Here is a 1,901-nt window from a genome sequence, read left to right as displayed (position 1 = left end):
CTACCGGAAGCGTCAACGGAGGTCCCTCCCGTGCGGGGTCGTGGGGCGGAGCATCGGCGGGTACAGCAGGGTTGCCAGGCCACGTCGGAAGAGCTGGGCGGGCCGGCCCCGGTCACCCTCGGTGGCCCGGCCAACAGCGGTCACGAAGCCGGGGGTACCGGTGACCTTCCGGTGGAAGTTGCGCGGGTCGAGGCGGGTACCCCAGACCGTTTCGTAGACCGTGCGGAGCTGCGCCACCGTGAACTCCGGTGGGCAGAACGCGGTGGCCAGCGGGGTGTACTCCAGTTTGGCCCGGGCGCGTTCCACCCCGTCGGCGAGGATCCGGGCGTGGTCGAAGGCGAGCCGGTCGGTGCGTACCCGGTCGACCGGCTGCCATTCGGCGGAGTCCGCGTCGGTGCCGGCGACCGGGGTGGGCAGGTCCGGCAGGAGGGCGAGATGGGCCACGGTCACCACCCGGCCGCGCGGGTCCCGCCCCGGGTCGCCGTACGTGGCGAGCTGCTCCAGGTGGCCGACCGGGCCGGTCAACCCGGTCTCCTCGGCCAGTTCCCGGGCTGCGGCGTCGGCCAGCTTCTCGTCGGCGTGGACGAAACCACCGGGTAGTGCCCAGGCGCCCCGGTGTGGCGGGATGGCCCGGCGGACCAGCAGGACGCTGAGCTGGTCGGCGCGGACGGTCAGGACCACCAGGTCCACGGTGACGGCGAACGGGGGGTAGTCGGCCTGCGGATCCATTGAGTTATCACCACCTTGACGAGAAAGTACCACGATGCTTATCGTCGGATAGACGAAAATAGGAGGGTGAGAAGACCATGGCCGACGTGACCCGCCGACTGTTCCTGCGACACCTGCGCGGCGCCCCGACGAGCTGGGTACGCCACCACTACCGGGGCCGGGTCCGCCGGGAGGGGATCGGCCAGAGCTTCTGGTACCGGCCGCTCACCGCCGTGCTCAGTGAGGTGCCGGTCGACGACCGTGAGCTGCCGCTGCTGTTCCACGCGCACACCGCCGACTTCGCCGACGTCACCGTCCAGGCGACCGTCACCTACCGGGTGGCCGACCCGGCGCTCGCCTCGGCCCGCCTCGACTTCTCCATCGATCCGCGCACCGGCAGGCCCCGTTCCCGGCCGCTGGACCAGATCGCCACCCTCCTCGCCGAGCTGGCCCAGCAGCCCGCGCTGGACCTGCTGGCCCGGGTGCCGCTGGCCGAGGCGCTGACCGGGATCGCCCCGGTCCGGGAAGCGGTCTCGGCCGCCCTGCGGGACGAGCCGAGGCTCGCCGACGTCGGGGTCGCCGTGGTCAGCGCCCGGGTGGTCGCGATCCGTCCCGAACCCGAACTGGAGCGGGCCCTCCAGACGCCCACCCGGGAGGCGGTGCAGGTCCAGGCCGACCGGGCCACGTACGCCCGCCGGGCCCAGGCCGTCGAACAGGAACGGGCCATCGCCGAGAACGAGTTGCAGAACAAGATCGAGCTGGCCCGGCGGGAGCAGCAACTGGTCGAGCAGCACGGCGCGAACTCCCGGCGCAAGGCCGAACTGGACGCCGCCGCCGAGCTGGCCGCCGCGCAGGGCAAGGCGGAACGGGAGAAGGTGGTCAACGCGGCAGCCGCCGAGCGGGCGCGGGTGCTGGCGAGCGCCGAGGCCGAGAAGGAACGCACCCTCACCGCCGCCCGCGCCGAGGGGGTACGCGAGGTCGGTCTCGCCGAGGCCGACGCGGAGGCGGCCAAGCTGTCCGGGTACGCCCAACTGCCGGCCGGGGTGCTCCAGGCTCTCGCGCTGCGCGAACTCGCCGGCCAGTTGCCCTCGATCGGCCAGCTCACGGTGACCCCGGACGTGCTCACCGACCTGCTCACCCGGCTCGCCCCGGGCGGTGGCAGCGGGACGTCGGCCGGCGGAGACCCCGGGCCC

2 protein-coding genes are annotated in these 1,901 nt (G+C 73.4%); one reads left to right on the top strand and one right to left on the bottom strand.

What is annotated here, in order from left to right; all coding sequences use genetic code 11:
* Positions 1-12: 12 nt before the first annotated feature.
* The gene (locus tag GSF22_RS33190) at positions 13-729 is read right to left on the bottom strand and encodes an NUDIX hydrolase (protein ID WP_208817858.1); all 717 of its coding nucleotides are present in this window, start codon (positions 727-729) and stop codon (positions 13-15) included.
* 77 nt (positions 730-806) lie between these two features.
* Here GSF22_RS33190 and GSF22_RS33185 point away from each other — a divergent pair.
* The coding region (locus tag GSF22_RS33185) for an SPFH domain-containing protein (RefSeq protein WP_208817857.1) at positions 807-1,901 on the top strand (1,095 nt) is incomplete at its 3' end.

It is taken from the genome of Micromonospora echinofusca, assembly GCF_017614955.1.
Taxonomy (GTDB): domain Bacteria; phylum Actinomycetota; class Actinomycetes; order Mycobacteriales; family Micromonosporaceae; genus Micromonospora; species Micromonospora echinofusca_A.
Note: the sequence above shows the minus strand (reverse complement) of the source record. Positions and strands in the feature narration are given on the sequence as shown.